The sequence below is a fragment of the Burkholderia sp. SJZ089 genome (assembly GCF_007828315.1).
Lineage (GTDB): Bacteria > Pseudomonadota > Gammaproteobacteria > Burkholderiales > Burkholderiaceae > Burkholderia > Burkholderia gladioli.
Genome location: NZ_VIUM01000013.1, coordinates 190526 through 206620 on the forward strand (window position 1 = coordinate 190526; position 16095 = coordinate 206620).

Here is a 16095-nt window from a genome sequence, read left to right on the forward strand (position 1 = left end):
ATTCTACTCGTGACTCATGGTGGTGGATCGATACCATTTGGCAGTGGTCGCAAGGCCCTCGTCAGTGCTCAGGCGAGGTCGCCAATCGAGCGTGCCGGCAAGCGACGCAGTGCTGACGCGCAGGCTCTGCGTCAGACGGTCAATCTGGGCGCCGCGCCCGATCAGGCGCCCGATCATGCGCAACACCGGCACCGGAACCGGCAGCAGGCGCGCGGGCCGGTCCAGGTGCCGGCCGATAGCACGCAACAATTCGGCAATCGTCATCGGATCGTCGTCCGCGACGTGGAAACACCGTCCGGCCGCACGCGCATCGAGCGCGCAGCGCGCCAGCGCGTCGGCTAGGTTGTCGACATGGACCAGGCTGCGCCGCGCCTCGATGGCGCCCAGCGGCAACGGTATGCCGCGTGCCACGGCGCGCAGCATGCTCTCGAAATTCGCCCGCACCCCGGGCCCGTATACCAGCGGCGGCCGCACGATGACGATCTCCAGGCCACTGCTCTCGCCGTACTCACGCAAGCGCCGTTCGGCCAGCAATTTCGAGCGTCCGTACGCATCCTCGGGATGGGGCGGCATCTGCTCGTCAAGGGGCTGCCCGGCGTCCCGTTCTGCCAGCGCCTTGATGCTGCTCACGAACACCAGACGGCGTACCCCTCGCTCTCGCGCGGCACGCGCCACACGCAGCGCTCCGTCCACATTGCTGGCCTCGAACGCCTGCTCGGCCAGCCCCGGTTCCGATTCGCGCATCACATGCACCCGCGCGGCCGCGTGGATCACCACGTCGACGCCCTCGGGGAAGGGCGTCGACGCCTCACCCAATCCGGCAAAATCCGCAGCGGGATGCAGCCACTCCTGTATCTTGCCGAGGTTGCCTTGGGGCCGACGCAGCAGGGCCAGCACCTCGACGCTCTGCGCGGCAAGCGTGCCCACCAGCGAGCGCCCGACGAAACCATTCGCCCCGGTCACGACGATGCGCATCACCACCACCGCCAGCCGAAGCGGTTGAAGAAGCGGAACGACGAAGCAGCAAACAGGCGGATGTGCAGCCAGCCCTTGCGTGCTGCCTGTCCACCGTAATGCGCGGTGCGCACCGACGGCACGTAGGCAATGCGTGTCAGCGCATGCGCGCGCAGGCTCAGATCGTAATCCTCGAAATAGAGGAAGTAGCGCGAATCGAAACCGCCCAACGCGGCCAGGATCTCGGCTCGGAACAGCATGAAGCAGCCGCTGACGATGGGCGGATCGAACAACACATGCTCGCCGTCGATCAGATCGCGCATCTCGTAGTCTGCCAGGCGGGCCGCGAACAGTGCGCGCAGGCGCGCCGGCAGGAAACCGCGTACAAACAGGCTGAGCACCGTGGGCGGGCGCCGGCAGAGATACTCCATGGCTCCGCTCGGCCCTGCCACATAGGGCGACAGTAATCCGACGTCGGCGTGCGCATCGAGGAACGCGAAGGCCTGCGCCAATGCATCCAGCGCGAGATCGATATCGGGATTGAGGATCAAGTGGAACCCGGTTGCGTCGGGAACGATCGCAAGATTGTGTCCGCAGCCGTAACCAACATTGCCATGTCCGGCAATCACGCGCGTCTCGATGCCAGCCCCGTCGATCTGCCGAAGCAACCCGGCTGCAGCTTCGCCCAGACCGCCGTTGTCCACCAGCACGACGGTCGCCGACAGCGCACCACGGCTCGCGCGCGCCTGCACGATCGCTGCGACTAGCCGCTCGATGGTGCGCACCAACACCGGTATGTCGGGCCGGTAAACCACGATCGATACCCTCAGGTGCGCCGCTGCAGGCGCTGCACGCTCAAGCGGCTCCATCGCCCTGACCTCTTGGGAAGCTCGATCCGGAAATGGCATGGTCGATGCCCGCCTCAGCCGAGTGCGGCCCGAAACGCTTCGGCATGGCGCGGCTCATTCGCGTAGTCATAGAAGGCGGCGCGCGTCGGAAACGCACGTGCCACGGTCTGGAGGAACAGCACCAGCTCCGACAGGTTCTTGTTGGCGAGGAAACGACGAAACGCGACGACATCTTCAGTGCCAAGGCCTGCCGAGAACAGCGTTGGGCCGCTCATCTCGAGCGCCTGAGCAATCACGGCCGCGATCTCGATGCGCACCTTGCCGAGATCCTCCTTGATCGTATTGCGCTCGTGGACGCGGTAGACGATGTGTTCGTGACCACGATCGACATGCACCACCGCATGCGCATAGGCAAACATCAAAAAATCCAGATCGTGGCAATAGCGCAGCGGCTGGAAGCCGCCAGCCGCCTCCCACAGGCGACGGCTGAACACCATGTTCGAGGTGGTACCGACGAAATTTTCGTTGAGTAGCGCGAGCTGCGGCAGGCGTGTCTCGTCGAGGTACGCGCGTGCGCGCGCCAACCAGTCGATCGTCACGCCGCTGTCAAGACGCGTGCCATGATCGTCCATGATGCCGATCTCGCCCGCGATCAGTTCGATCTCGGGCGCGGCGGCGAGCACGCGCCGGCAACGTTCGAGCTTACCCGGCGCGAACATGTCGTCGGAATTCAGCACTGCGAGATATTCACCGCGGCTGATACCGATCGCGCGATTGATGGTGTTGTGCGCACCGGCGTTTTCCTGACGGAACACCTTGACATTGGGCATCGAAGCGAGCATGCGCTGTGCAATGGAGAATCCGTCATCCGACGAACCATCGTCGATCAGGATGATTTCGTCGGCGGCCGAGCTTTGCGACAACACGCTCTGCAAGGCGCCCTCGATATAGCGCGCGTGGTTATAGAGCGGGATCACGACCGACAGGGTCGCGCCTGAAAGTTCACCCGTGTCGGGCACGCTCAGGCCTGCCGGCGCCGCGTCGACGCCCGTGGGATGTGAGCCGGCGGCCTGGAAGGAGCGACGACGAAACGGGAATAGGGACATGATGAGTCAACCGTGAAGACATGAGACGAACCGACGGATTCGAGTGCCCGTCACTGGATATCCGTGTCGAAAAACGGGAAGTAGCGCGACCGGTAACGCAGATCGCGGGAACGCTCCTTGATGAAGCGCGCCGGATTGCCGCCGACGATCGTGTAGGGCGCCACGTCGCGCGTCACCACAGAGCCGGCGCCGATCACGGCACCTTCGCCGATGCGCACCCCCGGGCAAATGATGGCGCGCGCACCGATCCAGACGTGATCCTCGATCACCACCGGCTTGCACAGGCAGACGAAGTCGGGATTCTGCGGATCGTGCGTGAGCGTTTGGATCAGCGTGTAGTGCGAGATGTTGACATTGTTGCCAATCGTCAGCGGCACACGGCCGTCAAGATAGGTGTAACGATTCACTACCGTGTTGTCGCCGATCGAGATATGGTACCCCGTGACGAAGCAACCCATCGCGATGCTCGAATCATGGCCGATCCGCACCTGGCAGAAACGCCGCAGGAACGCATGCCGCACCCGGTACGGCATGTAGTTCATGAACAGGTGATTGCCGAGGTAGAAGCATACCGCCGGTTTGAAGCGCCAGCGGACGAAACGATATATCGATTTCAGCCTAGATAGCATGACAGTTCCCTCACCGCGCCGAAGCCCGGACCACGTCCTCGATCAAAGCCTCGTAGCGGGCTACGATCTCGGTGAAGTCGTAGTGTGCGCAGATCTTGTCGCGGCCTCGCGCGCCTCGTTCGCGCCACTCGTCGCGATTCGACGCCATGCGCTCCAGCGCGTCGGCCAGGACTGGCGCGGTCCGGTACTGATGCGGCGCGTAGGCGAGCTCGTCGAGCCGCTTCGAATTCAGCTCGATAGTGTCACCGTATTCGTTCGGCACCAGGATGCCGATGTCGTCCTGCTCGATCACTTCGGCCGAGGCACCCGTATCGCTGAGCACCATCGGCTTGCGATAGAACATTGCCTCGTTCATCGCGATGCTCCAGCCTTCGATGAACGAAGGCAACAGGAACGCGTCGGCGATCCGGTGGACCGCGGCGACATCGGCGACGTAGCCGGGCATCAGGATATGACCGGACAGGCCTTGCTCGTCGAGATAGGCGCGCAGTGCATCGACGTGCGGCGGATAAACGACATTGCCGACGCAAAGGATCTTCACGTCGCGTCGACGCGCCAGCAGGTGGCGCATCGCGTCGGCCATCAGATAATGGCCCTTGTGCAGGTTGTAGGACGCCACGTTGGCGAACACGTAGTCGGTATCGGAAAGCCCGAGTTGCGCGCGTGTCAGCGTTTGCGTCAGCTTTTCGCGTGCCTCGTGCTCCGCAAGGATCAGGCCGTTGGGGATGGTCTCGACCTTCGCTTCGGGCACGCCAAGATTGTGGACCGCGAAGCGTGTCGCATTGCGCGACACGGACACGTAGCGTTCCACGTAGCGATCGTTGTCCGCAAACGCGCGCGCCTGCGCCTCTGAGAAGAAGGCATAGACGTTATGGATATAGGTGACGTTCGGAATCCCGAACTTCTCGAACAGCGGATAGCCGGTGTCCGAGAAATGCGACATCGCTATGTCAATGCCGTCCTCGGCCAGCACACGCTCGTAGGCAGGCCGCGCGTTGCCGGCCGGCAAACCGACCACGCGCAGGCCTGCATCGCGCGCTACGGTGCCCAGATGCCCGACCTTGCCGGGCGTGACAATCGTCACATCGAAACGGGAACGGTCGAAGGCAATCGCCGAGTCGAGTACCACCTTCTCGAGACCGCCCTTGTCGAACGACGCCAACTCGATCACCACTCCGAGCTTGCCGTCGGTGCGACGACGGCGCTCGGGCGGCGCCTTACGGAACAGGGAAAACAGAGATTGCAGCATGATGGATCCGGAATTCGGGGCAATAGGTCACTGGATGTCGAACACGCCGTCGCGCAACTCGCGCGTACCCTCGTTCACGCCGATCGAATCGAGCAGGGTCGCGAGACGGGCCGCCACCGAAGTGACCGAGTATTCGGTCGCAGCAGCCGTGAAGCCGGCGTCGGCGATGCGCTGCCACAGCGCCGGGTCCTGATAGAGAGACACGATCGCCGCGGCAATCTCGTCGGCGGTATCGCCGCTGAGCATCTGCTCGCCAGCTACCAGGCCCATACCCTCGCTGGCCACCCCGCTGAGTACCGACGGCAGCCCGGCGAGAAGACTCGACACCACCTTGCCCTTGATACCGGCGCCGAACCGCAACGGCGCCACCGACAGGCGCGCCAACGAGGTTTCGGTGTCGAGATTCTCGACGAAGCCGACGATCACGACGCCTTGCGCCGGATCGGCAAGCGCCGAGACCTCGGGGGTCACACCGCTGCCCACGATGCGCAACTCGACATCGGGCAGCGAACGCCGGACGATCGGCCAGATATCCTTGACCAGGAACAGCACCGCGTCGACGTTCGGGCGATGCGCGAAACCACCCACGAACAGCACGCCGGAACGCTCCGCGAAGGTACGCGCGGAACGGTTCGGCATGCGCGGGATCGGAATCCGGTGAATATTCGCTGCCGGCACCAGGTCGCGCAGGATATCGGCCTCGATGCGGCTGACGACGATCGTCGCGTCGGCATTGGCGACCGCCTGTAGCTCCGCGCGCTTGAGCATCATCGCGGCATCGAGGGCCTCGGGCGACCGATCGAGCAGCGCCGCGCGCTCCTCGCGCAGGTAATGCAGGTCGACCGTGCCGAACACCAGCTTGGCCGGCAAGGCCGCGGCATGCAGCGCCTCAAGCGCGTGTCGTGCCACCATGATGCGCTGCGCGATCACCACGCGGGCATCGCTCGCTTCCTCGATCAACAGATCGTGGAAGGACTTCGGGTCCTTGGCGATGCGCACACGGATGCCCCATCGGCGCAACGCGTTGGCATAGGGGTCGTCAACCGCCACCGCCGGCTCATAGGCCGCCAGGAAACTGACATCGAAACCGAATTCGCGCAGAATCCGCAGATACCAGTACACGTCGTTCGATCCGGAATCCTGATCGGGCTTCGGCACGAATGCATCGGCGACCACGATCTTCGGACGCGCGGGCAACTCCAGCACATCGAGGAACGGCCGATCACTGCGGAACAGGCGCTCGTAGCGCTGGCGCACCGCCCAGCGCGCATGCGCCATCTCCCATTCGTCCTCGACCGGCGCCTGTTCGGCGGCCGGTGCCTGGACGAAGCGGGCAAACGGCTGAAGCAGCACCCCTTGCGAGCGTGAAGTCAGTTCCAGCGCGGCGGCTGTCAGGTCGAGCCCGTCGCCCGCCAAGGTCCCGACCTCGTTGCGCACCTGGCTCCACAGATCCCGTCGGATCGCGACGATTCCCGGGCTCGGTGCCTTCACTCGCTCGACGGCGCCAAGGCGCTCGTCAGCGGGATCCCCCCCCGTCTGGTCCGGCATCAATTGCGCGGTGGCGTCGATACGCGCGCCCGCCGCCTGCACCGAGCCGTCGCTTGCCAGCACGAGGGCCGTGACGGCACTCGCGCCGAAGCGGCGAAACGCTTCGTCGAAGGCTTGGATCCAGCCCGGTTGCGGCACCAGGTCGGCCGACATCAGCACCACGAAATCACCCGCGAGATCGGGCATTTCGAGACAATGCAGCGAAGATTCGACACGCGGGATCACGTCGATCCCCGTCCTGGCCACCAGATCGGGATGCGCATCGCCGAGCAGAGCCGCGCGATACGGCACGTCAGAGGTATATGCGGCAAGGCCGGCGAGCGATTGTGCGGTCGCCGCCGCACTACGCGGGAACACGATGATGGAGGCGCGCGGCGCATCGCTCTGCGCGAGCGGCATCGGCGTATCGCCGGCGTTGGCGAGCCTCGTCGTGTAGCCAGCCGAGACTTGCGCAGGCGCCACGGTGGCGCGGCGAAGCTTGCGTACGCGGCGCGCAGCGGCGCGCAGCGGCCGCGTCACGCGCCACGACAAAGAGCGCTTGATCAGGTCAAGTTGCTCACGCAGTTGATGATTCTCTCGCAGCAGTTCGTCCACGGCAGCCTGCGACGGCCCCGCAACGGGCGCACGCGACGTTGCGCGCCCTTCGCTGAACGCCACGCGCACGCGCGCGGCCAGGTCGTCGATGCGACGTACCAGATTGGAGGAAATCTGCTTCTGCTCGCCAAGACGTGTCAGCACGTCCGCCACCGAACCCGAGCGCTCGTCACGTTGACGACCGTCGCGCGAATGCTTCTTCGACTCGCTCTCCAGGCGTGCCACGTCGCTTCGCAGGCGGGCGACCTCGGCGTTGCGCTCGGCGACGAATCCGCTCAGGCGCTTCGATTCCGCAGCCAGGCGACTGATCTCGACATCTCGCTTGAGCGTCTCCTCGGTGAGCCGCACCGTCTCGGCCGTCAATCGACCGATTTCCTCGCCACGCCCCATCGTCTCGGTCGTCAGGCGCACGATCTCCACCAATTGTTCGCCCAGCTTGGTATTGCGATCATGGTCGTAGCGCGCGAACGAGACGCCTCCATCGAGCATGTCGTCGTCGGGAGTCGGCAATTCCCCGTCCGAAGCGATCGCGATGAAATAGACCGGATCGACCATACCCGAAGTCGACTGATATTCCCCCACCGTGCGCTCGGCCCAGCAGTTGATCTCGCGCTGGCCCTCGCGACCCTCGCGCTGCAGCAACGAGCCCGCCAACGGTTTCTGCTCGTAGAGCACGAAGTTGCGGAAGCCGCTGGACAGCCAGGCCGTGAATTCGTCGCGATCGAGTTCGCGCACGTGGTATTCGTTCGGCGGCGAACCGGGCGGCGAATAGATCGGCCGATTCGGCGTGGAGATGATCATCAGCCCGTTCGGGCGCAGCACGCGCTTGGCCTCACGCATGAAGGCCTCGTGCTCGTGAAAGTGTTCGAGCGTCTCGAACGAGTTCAGCACGTCGACCGAGGCATCGGGCAGCGGAATGCTGGTCGCACTGCCATGCTCGTATCGCAGGTTGGTATGCTCGGCATAGCGCACGCGCGCCTTCTCGACCGCCGCGGCATCGATGTCGACGCCGACCACGGACTGCGCCGCCTGTGCCAGCAGTGCCGATCCGTAGCCTTCCCCGGACGCGATGTCGAGCACATCCTTACCGGCGACGAGCTCCGTCGAAAACAGGTAGCGATGATAATGCTCGTACTGGATCGGACCACCAACCCCCGGCAGATACCGCTCTCCGGTGAATTCGTGGCCGTTTTCCGCACCCTTGAAACGAAATGTCCGAACTGTTTTTGTCATGTCTAAAGATCCTGCTGATACTGATGGCGTGAGGGCGTTGCGCCCCCTGTCGTCGGCAGCCGTCATCGGGCCGGCGAGATCGTCAATGCGAAAGCGGCGATAGCCTGACATCCGTCAGCGGCACTCCGACCAGCGCATGGCGCACCCTCGAACTGCTGATTTCGAGCGGCAGCGCGTCATGAATCCAGTGAAGCTGCACGTGATCGTACTGCGTGCCTTCGGCCACCGCGACGTTGATGAAGAACTGCCCGATAGGCAGGGTGGGCATCACGAACAAGAATTCCGCACTCAGCGTATCGCCTGCGCCGCACATGACGGGATCCCCAAGGTAAGCCGCATAGGTGTTCGCGCCGACGAGTTCCTGACCCCGCTCGTTCTTGATATAAAAACCCACGATAGGAGAAAACAGTTCGTCGTCGACTTCGATCGTCACCCGCAGCGTGACCGGCTCGCCACCTACGACCCATGAGAGCGGGTGACGCTCGGCGTTCACCAGCGCCGCGTCGACGATCCTGGCGCCGCCGGCACCGAATGCCTGCGATTCGAGATTGAAAGGCAACACGCGGATATCGTTGCGCAGCGGGGACGCATTGATCGTGTCGCGACGCACATCGAGCCGCTGAGTAGTTGCGCCCATGGACCGGCTGCCTTCGGGCGTTGGCGCCGGCGCCAACGCGCCAGCGTTGTAACGCGCCTCAAGATAAGCGGCACAGACCTCGGCAGGTGCGCCTTGCGCGATCACCCGTCCCGCCTCGATCCACACCGCGCTGGTGCACAGCTTGCGGATTGTCGAGGTATCGTGGCTAACGAACAGGATGGTGCCGTGCTGCTTGAACCCCTCGAGAAAGCGATAACACTTCTGATTGAAGAAGGCGTCTCCGACCGCGAGCGCCTCGTCGATCACCAGGATGTCGGCATCGACATGCGCGATCACCGCGAATGCCAGGCGCACGAACATCCCGCTCGAATAGGTCTTGACCGGCTGGTCGATAAATTCACCAATATCGGCAAAGGCTGCGATCGATTCGTAGCGAGCATCGATCTGTGCGCGCGTAAGGCCGTAAAGTTGTGCGTTCAGATAAATGTTCTCTCGTCCGCTGTATTCGACGTCGAAGCCGGAGCCCAACTCAAGCAGGGCCGCGACCTTGCCGTTGACGTTCAAACTCCCGGCCGTAGGCGCGAGCGTGCCGCAGACGATTTGCAGCAAGGTACTCTTGCCCGAGCCGTTGCGGCCGACGATCCCCACCGTCTCGCCGCGACGCACCGACAGGGACACGCCGTTCAGCGCCCAGAAAGTAGCCGCCGGCGCGGTGGCCGGCGCCGCGCCCACGAAGCGGGACGCCACCCTGAGCATGCCGCGCTTGAGCCGCTCCGACGGCCGTTCGTACGCGGCAAAACCCTTGGTGATACCGACTGCTTCGATTGCGCTGACTTCAGACATACCGGTTGTTATGTGCCCGCCCTCGACCTCGGAATTACACGACGACACCGACGGCGCGGAGTGAGGTGCGGCTAAGCGGACTAGCTCGTTGTAAAAGTTACGGGATTCTACCTCGTTTTACTTTTTTCACGATGCGAGATGATACAGTTTTCAGCCATGCGCGCTCGCTCAAAATCCGCTCCGCTCGCCGCCCGCCCCCGCTTCGACATCGCGCCCTGTCAATCTACCCAATTGCAGTATTTACACTTGGACACACTTGCACGACGCTGTGAAAACAACGGCAAGGAACGAACCGCTGGCGTCGTATGACATAATTCAGCACGCTGCGAACGCGCCGCCTCCATTCCAAGATCGCCCGGCGCTTCCGAGGTACCCGCCAGCCCGATCGCGCCCACGCGGCGACACTTGCGTTCGCGGCCGCGGCACCTGCCGCCTCCGGCCATATTCTTCACTCGATACTATGCAAAGCTTCAGCACCTCGCCGCGCGCCCTTGCCGCGTCGCTGATACGGAATCGCCGTCTGCTGCTGGACCTGGCGCGCCGCGACGCGGTCGGCCGCTACAAGGGTTCGGTCCTCGGCATCTTCTGGTCTCTGCTGACCCCGCTCCTGATGTTGAGCGTCTATACCTTCGTGTTCAGCGAAGTCTTCAAATCACGCTGGGGTGGCGCCTCGCCGTCTGCCTCGAAGGGCGAGTTCGCCGTGGTGCTGTTCGCCGGCATGATCATGTTCAATCTCTTCTCGGAATGCGCGAACCGCGCACCCTCGCAGATTCTTTCGAATACGAATTTCGTGAAGAAGATCGTATTCCCGCTCGAAATCCTGCCCTGCGTGACACTGCTTTCCGGGTTGTTTCACCTCTGCGTCAGCGCATTGATCCTGCTGGTCGCCGAATGGCTGATCCGCGGCCATGTGCCGATCACCGCGCTGCTGTTCCCGCTGGTACTCGCTCCTCTTTGCGTGTTCATCATGGGCCTGAGCTGGCTGCTGGCAGCCACCGGCGTCTACCTGCGCGACATCGGCCAGACTGTCGGCATCGCGATCACGGCGCTGATGTTTCTCTCGCCCGTGTTTTTCCCGGTGTCTTCACTACCGGCTCGATTCCAGGAATTGGTCTACCTGAATCCGATGACCTATCCGATCGAACAGAGCCGCGACGTGCTGGTGTGGGGCAATCCCATCGACTGGAGCCGCTGGGGACCGTATTGTCTGATGGCGGTGGTCGTCGCCTGGATCGGCTTCGCGTGGTTCCAGAAAACCCGCCGGGGTTTCGCCGATGTCATCTGAGATCGCGGTTCGCATCTCCGGCGTCGCCAAGGGCTTCGAGTCGTATCGCATGCCTGCCGACCGCCTCAAACGCAGCCTTTATTCGCTACTGGCGGCCGTCACGCCGCTGCCCGCGCTGCGGCGTGCCTGGCAAACCAGGGCGGATAATTGCGTGCGGATGTTCTGGGCGCTGCGCGAGGTCGATTTCGAAATCGCGCGCGGAGAGACGATCGGAATCATCGGCCGCAACGGCTCAGGCAAAAGCACCTTGCTGCAAATCGTCTGCGGCACGCTCGCGCCAACCCGAGGCACGGTCGAGACACACGGGCGCATCGCTGCACTGCTAGAACTCGGCTCGGGATTCGATGCCGAGTACAGCGGGCGCGAGAACATCTACATCAACGGTCAGTTGCACGGTCTCACACGTGATGAAATCGGGGCCCGCGTCGACGACATCATCGCATTCGCCGATATCGGCAAATTCATCGACCAGCCGGTCAAGACCTATTCGAGCGGGATGTTCGTGCGCCTGGCATTCGCGGTGATCGCGCATGTCGATGCCGACATCCTGGTGATCGACGAGGCACTCGCGGTCGGCGACGCCTTCTTCACGCAGAAGTGCATGCGCTTCCTGCGCCGCTTCCAGCAACACGGCACCGTGCTGTTCGTGAGTCACGATTCGGGCGCCGTGCGTAGTCTCTGCGATCGCGCGATCTGGCTCGATCGCGGGGTACTGCGGGAAAACGGTAGTTCGAAGTCCGTCTGCACCCATTATTTCGAGGCCTTCTACCGGCAGCAGCAGGGCGAAGGGCTTGCCTGGGACAAGCAGGCAGGACACATCAAACGAACACACGGCGCGCGGCGACGCCTGCCCGCCACCGACCAGCGCGAGAAAGTCACGACGCGGCCCGCGATACCCGCCCCCTCGCTTGGTGGTAGCGACCTCGATCCCCAAGCCTTGCCGGCCCACCGCGAGCACGAGTTGATCGACGAAGTCTCATTGCTAGGCGAGTCGGGCAAGCCGATCTCCTGGATCACCGGCGGCGACGCGGTAACGCTGCGCATCGTGTTGTGCGCTCCCGAGGTCGACACACCGCCCTGTGTCGGATTCATCGTGAAGGACCGGCTAGGCCAGGCGATCTTTAGCGACGATACCGCGTTCTCACCGGCAAGCGAGGCTGCCGCGGGCGATCGCTGGCTGGCCGAATTTCGCTTTGCGATGCCGCTGCTGCCGCCGGGCGACTATGCGATCAGCGCGTACGTGCTGGCCAAGGTCGACGGCACTGCGCGCGTGGTCGACTGCCTGCACGACGCCTGCATCGTCAAATCCGAATCCGCCCACCTGGCAACCGGGATCGCCGGCACGCCGATGACCGCCATCACGCTCGGCATCGACGAGCCGACCGAGCCAGCCTGAGGCCGACACACGCCTGTCCCGATCGCATCATGACCGACGTCACACCGCCCGATCCGTTTGATCCTCCCGCCGAGCATGCGCCTGGCAAACTGCAGCGGCTCGCCGCGATCCTGCCGCTCGCGCTCGGAACCGCGCGCCGCCAGGCCAGAACCCACGGCGGCTACGGCCGAGCCCTCGCTTACTGCATACGCACCCTGCGTCGAGAAGGTGTCGCCGGCTTCGCCAGCCGCCTGAGTCGCCTGCCGGTCAGCGCGCGCTATCGCGACTGGGTCGCTCGCTACGACAGCTTCGGTCATGCCGAGAGGGAAGCGGCGCTCGCCGCCATCTCGACCATGCCGACCTTGCCGCGCTTTTCGATCGTCGTGCCGACCTACAACAGCGATATCGCGTTGCTGGACGCGATGATCGCGTCGATCCAGGCGCAGGTGTATCCACACTGGGAGCTGTGCATCGCCGACGACGCCTCGCCTTCGCCGGCCGTACGCCAGGCGCTCGACGCTCACCAGGCGCGCGACGCGCGCATCCGCGTACTCTATCGCGAGACCAATGGTCATATCTCGGAAGCAAGCAACAGCGCCTTGTCGCTGGCGACAGGCGATTTCGTGGTGCTGGTCGACCACGACGACATCCTGCCGCCGCATGCACTGTTCATGGTGGCGCGATACATCAACCGCTTCCCCCAGGCACGGCTGTTCTACAGCGACGAAGACAAGCTCGACGAGCGGGGCGAACGTACCGCACCCTACTTCAAGTCGGACTGGAATCCGCTGCTGTTTCGCTCGCAGAACATGTTCTCCCACCTCGGCGTGTTCGAGACCACCTTGGTCCGCGAGGCGGGCGGTTTTCGCAAGGGTTTCGAGGGTAGCCAGGACTATGACCTGGCGCTGCGCTGCATCGATCTGGCAGGCGACCACTGCGTGGTCCATATCCCGCACGTGCTCTATCACTGGCGAATCGTGCCCGGCAGCACGGCTGGCGGTCGTTCCGCCAAGCCCTATGCAGAGATTGCTGCTCGCCGTGCCCTGCTCGAGCACCTGCAACGCGTGGGCCTGTCCGATGCGACGGTCGAGGAGGTCCATCCCGAGGTCGGCATCATCCGCGTGCGTTATCCGGTACCGAAGCCCGCGCCGCTGGTCTCGATCATCGTCCCGACACGCGACGGCGTCGTCTTCCTGCGCAAATGCATCGACGGCCTGCTGCATCGCACACGCTACCCAAACCTGGAAATCATCGTAGTCGACAACGGCAGCACCGAGCCGGCGACTCTCGCCTATCTCGAGTCGCTCACGCAGCAAGCGTCGGTTCGCGTCCTCCGCGACGAGTCTCCGTTCAACTTCTCCATGCTGAACAATCGCGCCGCCGCGATCGCACGCGGTAGCTACCTGTGCCTGCTCAATAACGACACCGAGGTCATGAACGAGCACTGGCTCGACGAGATGGTCGGTGTCGCTGCCCTGCCCGGGACAGGCGCGGTCGGTGCCGCACTCTGGTATCCCGATAACAGGCTCCAGCATGGCGGCGTGCTGCTCGGCCTGAACGGTATTGCCGGCCATCTGCACCACTTGTTGCACCGCGGCCAGTTCGGTTACGTGAATCGTGCCGTGTCGGTCCAGAACGTCTCGGCCGTCACGGCGGCCTGTCTGCTGGTACGCAAGGCACTTTACGAGGAGGTGGGAGGTTTTGAGGAATCCTTGCGCGTCGCATTCAACGACGTCGATTTTTGCCTGAAGCTGCGCGCGATCGGCTATCGCAATGCATGGACGCCGTTCGCCGAACTCAGACATCATGAATCGGCGAGCCGCGGGTCGGACATGTCGCCCGACAAGCAGGCCCGCTTCGCGGAGGAGGCCCGGTGGATGAAACAACGCTGGGGCGACGCTCTACCGCACGAGCCTGCCTATAACCCGAATCTCTCGCTCGCGGGCGATATGCCGCCATTCTCGTTCGCCGAGCCACCGCGCATCGGCATGCTCGACTGAGCCACCGACACGAGTACCGCCGCTGCCCGCTCAGCGCGGCCGATAGGCCCCGAGCCTGCCCCGCAAGCCGTCGACGAAACCCTGCCAGGCCATTCGCACATGCTCGCGACGGCGATCGGGGAACAGGCAGTAGATGGCGATACGCACCGGCAACTTGACCAGCTCGGCCGTCTTCCAGGACAGTGGCATCGATCCGCGCATGGCAAGCGCAACGATATTGCGAAACTGGTAGTAATGGCGGATCGGCCCGTGCATGGGATAGTTACGTCCAAGCACGCGCACCGGCTCGCCGCCGAGTTCATGACTCAGACGCAGCCAGGGCACGCCGATCACGCGATAACCGGCCCGCTTGGCCCGCACGCACCATTCAAGATCGACAAAATCGATGAACAGCGCGGCATCCATCGGACCAATCTCACGCCAATAACGCAGGTTCACGCAGGAACCGGAGGTAATCAGGAAATCAACGTCGATCGGCACCTCGCCCATCGGCGCGATCCGACGGAAACGTCCCCAGCCGAAGCGTACGAACGGGGCCACGCCGCGCAGGCGAGCGTCCTCGTAGGCAGGGCCGCCGAGCGCAACCGGACGCTGCGTCGTATCGGCCGCGGCCACTGCGGCGGGCAGTTCGCTCAGGAGCTTCGAGGTCGGCTCGCTATCCTGATCGAACAGCATCGCCATCGTGAAGCCCTGCTCGATCAACCTCTCGACTCCCTGATTCAGGGCGAGCGCGATACCCAGGTTTTCACCGTTCGGCAGATATTCGATGGCGGGGTCCAGACCGAGCGCGACGGCATCAGCCACCGTTTCCGAATTGTCGACGACCACGCAATGAAGGTCGGCCGCGAGACGATTAGCGCGTGCAACACAGGCGGCATCGGGACGATAAAACACCACCACCGCACCGACACGCGGCGGCATCGGCACCGAGCCGCTCAATCCGTCCTCATACACAAGCGCAACGCCTCTCGCCAATCCGGCACGGTCAAGCCGAAACTGCGTTCGAGCTTGTCCATCGACAGCCGCGAGTTCGAGGGGCGCGTTGCCGGGGTCGGATAGGCGGAAGCGGGAATCGGTCGAACAAGCGGTCGACGTTCGCCGCCCGACTCCGCGAAGATCGCCTCGGCGAAACCATGCCAGGAGGTCTCCCCTGCCGCGGCTAGGTGATAGATACCGGAGTGGTTTGTCCACCAATCGTCGGACGTGCAGCCCGTCGCGACCGATTGCGCAAGAATCGCCGCCGTCAGGTCGGCGATGGTCCGCGACCAAGTCGGCGCGCCGATCTGATCGGCCACAACGTTCAATTCGTCGCGCTCGGCACCCAGGCGCAGCATGGTTTTCAGGAAGTTGCGCCCACGCATGCCGTACACCCAGCTGGTACGCAGGATCAGGTGACGGCAACCGGATGCCACGATGGCCCGCTCGCCATCGAGCTTGGTCCGCCCATAGACATTCCGTGGCCCGACGGGATCGGTCTCGACATAGCGCCGCTCGCCTTCGCCGGCATAAACGTAGTCGGTCGAGTAATGCACCAGCGCGGCATCGAGGCGCTTTGCCTCCTCGGCAAACACCGCCGGTACCTCGACATTCAGGCGCGTGGCGGCTGCCACGTCCGTCTCCGCCTGATCCACGGCGGTATAGGCCGCCGGGTTGACGATCAGTTGCGGCTCGATCTCGCGCACCACGCGGCGAATCGACTCCGGCTCGGATAAATCGAGCGCCTGCCGGTCCAGCGCGATCACGCGCCCCAGCCCTTGCAGGCTGCGGGCCAGTTCGTAGCCGACCTGGCCATTGATGCCGGTCAGCAGGATCGTACGTTGCGGTTTTGTCATG

The 16095-nt window shown here is 63.9% G+C and carries 12 protein-coding genes; 3 read left to right on the plus strand and 9 right to left on the minus strand.

All coding sequences use genetic code 11. The features are described 5' to 3' along the window. Nucleotides 1-3: 3 nt before the first annotated feature. The 7 genes from FB600_RS23865 to FB600_RS23895 all read right to left on the minus strand — a co-directional run bounded on the left by FB600_RS23865 (nucleotide 4) and on the right by FB600_RS23895 (nucleotide 9602). Complete coding sequence (locus tag FB600_RS23865; RefSeq protein WP_145757406.1) at nucleotides 4-978, minus strand: NAD-dependent epimerase/dehydratase family protein; 975 nt, start codon at nucleotides 976-978, stop codon at nucleotides 4-6. Continuing rightward, a complete protein-coding gene (locus FB600_RS23870) occupies nucleotides 975-1823 on the minus strand; it encodes a glycosyltransferase (protein ID WP_145757405.1) in 849 nt (282 codons plus the stop codon). The genes FB600_RS23865 and FB600_RS23870 overlap by 4 nt, the downstream gene beginning before the upstream one ends. Before the next feature lie 53 nt (nucleotides 1824-1876). Further along, nucleotides 1877-2908, minus strand: coding sequence for a glycosyltransferase family 2 protein (locus FB600_RS23875; protein WP_145757404.1), 1032 nt, complete (start codon nucleotides 2906-2908; stop codon nucleotides 1877-1879). A gap of 50 nt (nucleotides 2909-2958) precedes the next feature. Further along, a complete protein-coding gene (locus FB600_RS23880) occupies nucleotides 2959-3537 on the minus strand; it encodes an acyltransferase (RefSeq protein WP_145757403.1) in 579 nt (192 codons plus the stop codon). A gap of 10 nt (nucleotides 3538-3547) precedes the next feature. Continuing rightward, nucleotides 3548-4786 (minus strand): glycosyltransferase family 4 protein, encoded by a 1239-nt coding sequence (locus FB600_RS23885; protein ID WP_145757402.1) that lies wholly within the window; start codon nucleotides 4784-4786, stop codon nucleotides 3548-3550. A gap of 27 nt (nucleotides 4787-4813) precedes the next feature. Continuing rightward, nucleotides 4814-8161, minus strand: a complete 3348-nt coding sequence (locus tag FB600_RS23890; RefSeq protein ID WP_145757401.1) for a methyltransferase domain-containing protein — start codon at nucleotides 8159-8161, stop codon at nucleotides 4814-4816. Nucleotides 8162-8243: 82 nt separating this feature from the next. Then, nucleotides 8244-9602: an ABC transporter ATP-binding protein gene (locus tag FB600_RS23895; RefSeq protein WP_145757400.1), complete on the minus strand. Its 1359-nt coding sequence runs from the start codon at nucleotides 9600-9602 to the stop codon at nucleotides 8244-8246. Between the two features lie 460 nt (nucleotides 9603-10062). Between FB600_RS23895 and FB600_RS23900 the strand changes: the two genes are divergently transcribed. Genes FB600_RS23900 through FB600_RS23910 form a run of 3 tightly spaced genes read left to right on the plus strand, consistent with a single transcriptional unit; the run spans nucleotide 10063 to nucleotide 14262 of the window. Next, a complete protein-coding gene (locus FB600_RS23900) occupies nucleotides 10063-10887 on the plus strand; it encodes an ABC transporter permease (RefSeq protein ID WP_145757451.1) in 825 nt (274 codons plus the stop codon). Beyond that, nucleotides 10877-12283 carry an ABC transporter ATP-binding protein gene (locus tag FB600_RS23905; protein WP_145757399.1) on the plus strand — a complete coding sequence of 469 codons (1407 nt, stop codon included), beginning with the start codon at nucleotides 10877-10879 and terminating at the stop codon, nucleotides 12281-12283. The genes FB600_RS23900 and FB600_RS23905 overlap by 11 nt, the downstream gene beginning before the upstream one ends. 29 nt (nucleotides 12284-12312) lie before the next feature. Further along, nucleotides 12313-14262: a glycosyltransferase family 2 protein gene (locus tag FB600_RS23910; RefSeq protein WP_145757398.1), complete on the plus strand. Its 1950-nt coding sequence runs from the start codon at nucleotides 12313-12315 to the stop codon at nucleotides 14260-14262. Nucleotides 14263-14292: 30 nt separating this feature from the next. Here FB600_RS23910 and FB600_RS23915 read toward each other — a convergent pair whose 3' ends face one another. Beyond that, nucleotides 14293-15183, minus strand: coding sequence for a glycosyltransferase family 2 protein (locus tag FB600_RS23915; protein ID WP_186024806.1), 891 nt, complete (start codon nucleotides 15181-15183; stop codon nucleotides 14293-14295). A 14-nt stretch (nucleotides 15184-15197) separates the two neighbouring features. Beyond that, nucleotides 15198-16094 carry a dTDP-4-dehydrorhamnose reductase gene (gene rfbD / locus FB600_RS23920; protein WP_145757396.1) on the minus strand — a complete coding sequence of 299 codons (897 nt, stop codon included), beginning with the start codon at nucleotides 16092-16094 and terminating at the stop codon, nucleotides 15198-15200. Between the last annotated feature and the right edge of the window lies 1 nt (nucleotide 16095).

Bases quoted from the DNA above. Each gene is read 5' to 3' on its own strand.
- FB600_RS23885 (WP_145757402.1), bottom strand. From the start codon at position 4,786: ATGCTGCAATCTCTGTTTTCCCTGTTCCGTAAGGCGCCGCCCGAGCGC.
- FB600_RS23900 (WP_145757451.1), top strand. From the start codon at position 10,063: ATGCAAAGCTTCAGCACCTCGCCGCGCGCCCTTGCCGCGTCGCTGATA.
- FB600_RS23870 (WP_145757405.1), bottom strand. From the start codon at position 1,823: ATGGAGCCGCTTGAGCGTGCAGCGCCTGCAGCGGCGCACCTGAGGGTA.
- rfbD (WP_145757396.1), bottom strand. From the start codon at position 16,094: ATGACAAAACCGCAACGTACGATCCTGCTGACCGGCATCAATGGCCAG.
- FB600_RS23880 (WP_145757403.1), bottom strand. From the start codon at position 3,537: ATGCTATCTAGGCTGAAATCGATATATCGTTTCGTCCGCTGGCGCTTC.
- FB600_RS23910 (WP_145757398.1), top strand. From the start codon at position 12,313: ATGACCGACGTCACACCGCCCGATCCGTTTGATCCTCCCGCCGAGCAT.
- FB600_RS23905 (WP_145757399.1), top strand. From the start codon at position 10,877: ATGTCATCTGAGATCGCGGTTCGCATCTCCGGCGTCGCCAAGGGCTTC.
- FB600_RS23915 (WP_186024806.1), bottom strand. From the start codon at position 15,183: ATGCCGCCGCGTGTCGGTGCGGTGGTGGTGTTTTATCGTCCCGATGCC.
- FB600_RS23890 (WP_145757401.1), bottom strand. From the start codon at position 8,161: ATGACAAAAACAGTTCGGACATTTCGTTTCAAGGGTGCGGAAAACGGC.
- FB600_RS23875 (WP_145757404.1), bottom strand. From the start codon at position 2,908: ATGTCCCTATTCCCGTTTCGTCGTCGCTCCTTCCAGGCCGCCGGCTCA.
- FB600_RS23895 (WP_145757400.1), bottom strand. From the start codon at position 9,602: ATGTCTGAAGTCAGCGCAATCGAAGCAGTCGGTATCACCAAGGGTTTT.